Source organism: Streptomyces sp. 150FB (genome assembly GCF_000818195.1).
Lineage (GTDB): Bacteria > Actinomycetota > Actinomycetes > Streptomycetales > Streptomycetaceae > Streptomyces.
In genome coordinates, this window is the sequence record NZ_JTHL01000001.1 from 617,492 (window position 1) to 623,433 (window position 5,942).

Consider the following 5,942-nt stretch of genomic DNA (forward strand, 5'->3'; position numbering starts at 1 on the left):
GCTGTGGTTCGTCGACGGAGATCCCGAAGTCCGTTGCCAGACCGGCGAGTCCACTGTCGTACCCCTGACCGACGGCCCGGAACTTCCAGCTTCCCTGACGGCGGTACAGCTCGCCGAGGACGAACGCCGTCTCGACGGTCGCGTCCCCGCTGTCGTACCGCGCGATCTCGCTCCCCGAAGCGGCGTCGAGCACCCGTACGCGCAGCCCCGGCACCTGGCCGAAGCTGCCGTTGTCGGCCGAGGCGGCGATCACGATCCGCTCGACGGCGGGCTCCACCCGCGCGAGGTCGACCGCCAGCGTGTCCGTGACACCGCCCTCACCGGTGCCTTTGCCCTCGTGCCTGACGGCACCGGACGCGTGCGCCGGCTGGTTGTAGAAGACGAAGTCGGCGTCCGAACGCACCTTTCCCGACACGAGCACCAGCGCGGAGGCATCGACATCCGGTACTCCCGGTCCCGAACGCCACCCCAATTCGACGCGGACAGCCGGTACCGGTACCGGAACATTGGCCCCTTTAAGCATGGACATGCTCGCCCCCATCGCGAGTCGGGGTGCCTGAAGTTTTTCCTCCAGCCAAGCTAATCCCAGGAACGGCGGTCGGACCCCCCGTGACCCGCCGGTAACCGCCCCTCAGCTTGCCCTTTACACGATCCGAACGGCACAGGACGACCGATTTTGCCAAGTTCGCTCGCATTGGGGATCCCAAGTCCCCCACAGCTCCCGAAACAACCCTCTATTCGGGCTCCCCAACCGGCACATGGTGGGCTTAACTTATGTTCCATGACCTCCCCCCGCGCCACCTACGGCGGCGGTTACTACACCGCGCCGTCGTTCCCGGACACCCCGATCTACGACTCCCTGGTCGCGGAGCGGGGCACGCCTCAGATCGCCCCGATCCGAGTGCCTTCCGCCTATGACACGGGCAACAGCTATCTGCCCGCTCTGCCGTCGTCGATGCCGGCTCTGCCGCCCGCGCCTTCGGCACCCGCCCCGGCGTACGGCGGTTACCAGCAGCAGCCGATGCCGTTGCAGCACGCGCCCGCACCGTACATCCCTCAGCAGGCTCCGCCGCGCGGTTATCCCGCGCCGCAGCAGCCGTATCAGCAGCCCTACCAGCAGCAGCCCCAGCGGCCCATGCCGGTGCAGGGCAACGGCTACGACGCGATGCGTCCCGCCGCGGCACAGCGGCCGCAGCCCGCGCCTCCGGCGCAGCAGTACGACGACCCGTACAACAGGCCCTATCAGAGCCGGGGGTACTGACACGACCGACACGAGGGAGGTCGAAGAGGCCGCCTGACAGGATGGATTCATGCCGAAGCCACTCCAGCCTGTTCTGCGTGCCCTGCGGGTGTATCCGGTCAAGTCGATGGCGGGTTCCACGCCCGATGTGGCGGTGGTGGAGCCCTGGGGCCTTGCCGGGGACCGGCGTTGGACGCTGATCGACGACACGGGGAAGGTGGTCACCCAGCGCCGGCAGCCGCGATTGGCGCTGTGCCGTGCGGTGTCGGGGCCGGACGGCGGGATCATTCTGCGTGTGCCGGGTGATGAGCCGCTGAGTGTGGCCGTACCGGTGCCGGCTGCGGGAGCCGGTACCTGGGGCGGGGTCTTCGGGGAGACCGTCGTGGTGGACATTTTCGGTACCAAGGTCGAGGCCGTGCCCGCCGGTCGCCGGGCGGACGCCCGGATGAGCGCGTATCTCGGGGCGGAGGTCACACTCGTCCATCTCGACAGACCGGCCGAGCGCAGGCCCGTCGATCCCCGTTACGCGCGGGCCGGGGACACCGTCAGCTTCGCGGACGGATATCCGCTGCTGGTCACCACGCTCTCCTCGCTCGACGCGCTCAACTCGCTTGTCGCGCAGGGCGATCACCCGGACGAGGGGCCGCTGCCGATGGACCGGTTCCGGCCGAATCTCGTCATCGCGGGCACAGCGCCCTGGGCCGAGGACGGCTGGCGCCGTGTCCAGGTGGGCGAGGTTGTCCTGCGGGTCGCGAAGGGGTGCGGGCGCTGTGTCGTCACCACCACCGACCAGGACACCGCCGAGCGCGGCAAGGAACCGCTCCGCACACTCGGCCGCCACCGGGTCATGGACGGCAAGCTGATCTTCGGGCAGCTCCTCGTCCCCGAATCCGCCGGCACGCTTCGCGTGGGCGATCCCCTGACCGTGCTGGACTGACACGCCCCTCCCCGCGTACGGCTGTCGCCGGCTGTTCCCGGCCGCGTACGGCTGTTCCCGGCCGTTCACCGAAGTGAACTGGGTCGCTTTCCGCCCGCCCCGCGCATGAACCGTGCCGCCCCCGGACATAAGGGCCTGAACGGACACGGAGAGGGGGCGTGGAACGATGAGTGTGATCACGGGCCTCTGGCGCTGGCGGCACAACCCCCTGCGCAGAGCCACCGACCTCGTCGAGGCGTGGGGCACGCTGCTTGCGGCGCTGCTGCTCGCCCTCGCCGCACCGGCCGCGGGGGCCGTCGGCGGGGCGGTGGTCGATTCCTCGCTGCGGGGGACCATGCGGGCGCAGCACGAGCAACGGCACCTGACGACGGCCGTGGTGACCGGCCGGCCGCCCGGCTCGCACCGCAGGGCGTACGACCCCGAGTCCGCCAGGCCGCACGACCCGGGCAGCCGGGTGAGCGCCATCTGGCAGGCCCCTGACGGCAGTCGGCGTACGGGCACCCTGCACGCGCCGGAGCGGGATCCGCGCGCCGGGACCACGTTCCGTGCCTGGACCGACGCGAACGGCGAGCCGGTGGCCGCCCCGATGAACCCGGTCACCGCCCGGATACACGCCGTCCTGGCAGGATCCGTGACTGCCGCTCTGGCCGCGGCACTTGTGCTCTGCGGCAGGCGGTTGTTCGTCCGGCGCCTGATACTGGCGCGCCACCGGCGGCTCGACCAGGCCTGGGCCAGAACCGGTCCCGACTGGGGACGTACCGGCGCAGACAGCTAGGACCGGCCACCGGACCGGCCACTGACGTCAACTCCCGCGTGCTGCGCGCGCTACGGTGGTGCCGCCCGGTCCACCGTTGCGGCCGGGCGGTCCGGGGCCGGCGCCCGGGACCGTACGGCACGCGCACGCACGAGGCGGGGGCACAACAGCGCCATGGCACAGGGCACGGTCCAGGTGACGCACACCGGAACATCGCGTTGGCGGCGCCGCACGGGTGAGTACGCCTCCCTCGCCGCAGCCCTGGAGGCCGCCGCCGAAGGCGACGTCCTCACCATCGCCCCCGGCACCTACCGGGAGAATCTCGTCGTCACGCGCGCGGTCACGCTGCGCGGGCCCGAGGGCTCGCTCGGCTCGGTACGGATCGCGCCGACCGACGGCGTGCCGCTGACCGTCCGCGCCTCGGCCACGGTCCAGGACCTGCATGTCGAGGGGCAGGACTCGGCGGCGCCCGCGCTGCTCGTCGAGGACGGCACACCCGAGCTGCTCGATCTGCGGATCGTCACGCGCTCGGCCGCCGGGATAGAGGTGCGGGGCAGCGCACGCCCGACCGTGCGCCGCTGCACCGTCGACAATCCCGCCGGTGTCGGCATCGGCGTGATAGACGGCGCCGGCGGTGTGTTCGAGGAGTGCGAGATCGTCGCCGCAGGCCAGTCGGGCATCTCCGTACGCGGCGGCGCGCACCCGCGGCTTGAGCGCTGCCGGATCCATCACGCCTCCGGCGCCGGCCTGATGGTCACCGGCGAGGGCAGCGGTCTGGAGGCGGTGGGCTGCGAGGTGTACGAGATCAAGGGCACCGGTGTGCAGATCGCGGCGCGCGCCGCGGCCCATCTCACCGACTCCTCGGTGCACCGCACATCGGCGGACGGGATCACGCTCGACACCGACGCCGTGCTCACCCTCTCCGACTGCGACATCCATGACATCCCGGAGAACGCGGTCGACCTGCGGTCCCGCTCGGTGCTGACGCTGACGCGCTCGACGGTTCGCCGCTTCGGCCGTAACGGCCTCTCCGTCTGGGACCCGGGCACACGGGTCGACGCCAACCAGTGCGAGATACATGACAGCACCGGCGACTACCCGGCGGTCTGGGTCAGCGACGGCGCGACCGTCGTCCTCGACTCGTGCCGGGTCCACGACGTGCCCGACGCGCTCTTCGTCCTCGACCGGGGCTCGCGCGCCGATGTCGTCGACAGCGATCTCTCGCAGGTGCGGAACACCGCGGTGTCGGTGAGCGACGGGGCGACGGCGCAGCTCGACGACTGCCGGATCAGGGAGGCGTCCACCGGGGCGTGGTTCCGGGACCACGGCAGCGGCGGCACGCTCAACTCCTGCACCATGGACGCCGTACAGACCGGGGTCATCGTCACCAAGGGCGCCGACCCCACCATCGAGCGGTGCACGGTCACCTCCCCCGCGGAGGCCGGTTTCTATGTCTCGGCCGAGGGCCGGGGCACCTTCCACAACTGCAAGGTCACGGGCAGCGGCGGCTACGGCTTCCATGTGATGGACGGCTGCCGTACGACGCTGACGCGGTGCCGTACGGAGCGGTGTGCGCGCGGCGGGTACGAGTTCGGGGAGAACGGGCCGCACGCGGAGGACTGCAGCAGCGACGAGAGCGGTGTGAGGACTCCCGTGTACGAGGCGCCCGCCGTGCTGACGGCGACCGAGCAGACCCCCGTCCCCAGCGTGCTCGGCCCGATCCCGCAGCAGCCCGTGGCGGCCCCGGCGGCCGACGCGGCGCCCCCGGGTCCCGTACGTACCTCGGAGGCCGTCCTCGGCGAACTCGACGCCCTGGTGGGCCTCGACAGCGTCAAGCGCGAGGTCCGGGCGCTCACCGACATGATCGAGGTGGGCCGGCGCCGCAAGGAGGCGGGCCTCAAGGCGGCCTCGGTCCGCCGGCATCTGGTCTTCACCGGTTCGCCCGGTACGGGCAAGACGACCGTGGCGCGGCTGTACGGCGAGATCCTGGCCTCGCTCGGGGTGCTGGAGCGCGGCCATCTCGTCGAGGTGTCGCGGGTGGACCTGGTCGGCGAGCACATCGGCTCGACGGCGATCCGTACCCAGGAGGCATTCGACCGCGCCAGGGGCGGGGTGCTGTTCATCGACGAGGCGTACGCCCTGTCCCCCGAGGACTCGGGCCGGGACTTCGGCAAGGAAGCGATCGACACCCTGGTCAAGCTCATGGAGGACCACCGGGAGGCGGTGGTGGTGATCGTCGCCGGGTACACCGACGAGATGCGCCGCTTCCTGTCCGTGAACCCCGGTGTGGCCTCCCGCTTCTCACGCACCATCACCTTCGACGACTACGAGGCCGACGAGCTGCTGCGGATCGTGGAGCAGCAGGCCGAGGAGCACGAGTACCGGCTCGGCAGCGGGACGCCCGAGGCGCTGCTGAAGTACTTCACCGCGCTGCCGAAGGGGCCGGGCTTCGGCAACGGCCGTACCGCGCGCCAGACGTTCGAGTCGATGGTGGAGCATCACGCGGGCCGGGTCGCCCAGTTGCCGCAGAGCAGCACGGACGATCTGACCCTGCTCTACTCGGCCGATCTGCCCGAGCTGCCTCCCGAACTGTCGTAGCCCACCCGGCTGTCGGAGCTGTCGCGACTGCCGCGACCGTCGTAGCTGTGGTGACCGCCGGGGCTGTGGTGACCGCCGGGGCTGCCGTTGCCGCCGTTGCTGTCGGGGAGATCGGCCGCCTGCTCGTCGCGCTGCCGGGGCAGGGCGGGCGGCAGCCGGTCGATGAGCACGGCACGTTCCTCGGCGAAGGCCGGATCGGCCTGGTATCCGGCGTGACCGAGTATCGGGCAGGGGAGCGGGTGGCCGACCGTGCGCCCGTAGCCCAGCGGGTCCTTGAGCGGTCCCCGGTCCACCTCGGGCCGCTCGCCGTCGGCGCTGACCCGGACGGGGCCGCCGATCGGGTCGGTGGCGCGCCACAGATTGCGCCAGCAGTGCAGTTCGGTGTTGAGGTCCTTGAGCTGCCCGGCGCCGAA

Annotated in this window: 5 protein-coding genes and 1 pseudogene; 4 read left to right on the forward strand and 2 right to left on the reverse strand. The window is 71.4% G+C overall.

Annotation, left to right across the window (positions count from 1 at the left end; translation table 11 throughout):
- On the reverse strand, nucleotides 1-529 hold a 529-nt coding region (locus QR77_RS02555; RefSeq protein WP_236710509.1), incomplete at its 3' end, for a TerD family protein.
- A gap of 252 nt (nucleotides 530-781) precedes the next feature.
- Between QR77_RS02555 and QR77_RS02560 the strand changes: the two genes are divergently transcribed.
- The 4 genes from QR77_RS02560 to QR77_RS02575 all read left to right on the forward strand — a co-directional run bounded on the left by QR77_RS02560 (nucleotide 782) and on the right by QR77_RS02575 (nucleotide 5,529).
- Nucleotides 782-1,261 carry a DUF6643 family protein gene (locus tag QR77_RS02560; protein WP_040019454.1) on the forward strand — a complete coding sequence of 160 codons (480 nt, stop codon included), beginning with the start codon at nucleotides 782-784 and terminating at the stop codon, nucleotides 1,259-1,261.
- A 49-nt stretch (nucleotides 1,262-1,310) separates the two neighbouring features.
- Nucleotides 1,311-2,177, forward strand: a complete 867-nt coding sequence (locus QR77_RS02565; RefSeq protein ID WP_040019455.1) for an MOSC N-terminal beta barrel domain-containing protein — start codon at nucleotides 1,311-1,313, stop codon at nucleotides 2,175-2,177.
- Between the two features lie 166 nt (nucleotides 2,178-2,343).
- Nucleotides 2,344-2,952 (forward strand): hypothetical protein, encoded by a 609-nt coding sequence (locus tag QR77_RS02570; RefSeq protein WP_040019456.1) that lies wholly within the window; start codon nucleotides 2,344-2,346, stop codon nucleotides 2,950-2,952.
- Between the two features lie 153 nt (nucleotides 2,953-3,105).
- Nucleotides 3,106-5,529 (forward strand): right-handed parallel beta-helix repeat-containing protein, encoded by a 2,424-nt coding sequence (locus QR77_RS02575; RefSeq protein ID WP_040019457.1) that lies wholly within the window; start codon nucleotides 3,106-3,108, stop codon nucleotides 5,527-5,529.
- On the opposite strand, the pseudogene QR77_RS48155 reads toward QR77_RS02575, so the two are convergent.
- Nucleotides 5,487-5,942, reverse strand: a pseudogene (locus QR77_RS48155) (hypothetical protein); the annotation flags it as partial. The gene QR77_RS02575 and the pseudogene QR77_RS48155 overlap by 43 nt on opposite strands.

Bases quoted from the DNA above. Each gene is read 5' to 3' on its own strand.
- QR77_RS02560 (WP_040019454.1), top strand. From the start codon at position 782: ATGACCTCCCCCCGCGCCACCTACGGCGGCGGTTACTACACCGCGCCG.
- QR77_RS02565 (WP_040019455.1), top strand. From the start codon at position 1,311: ATGCCGAAGCCACTCCAGCCTGTTCTGCGTGCCCTGCGGGTGTATCCG.
- QR77_RS02570 (WP_040019456.1), top strand. From the start codon at position 2,344: ATGAGTGTGATCACGGGCCTCTGGCGCTGGCGGCACAACCCCCTGCGC.
- QR77_RS02575 (WP_040019457.1), top strand. From the start codon at position 3,106: ATGGCACAGGGCACGGTCCAGGTGACGCACACCGGAACATCGCGTTGG.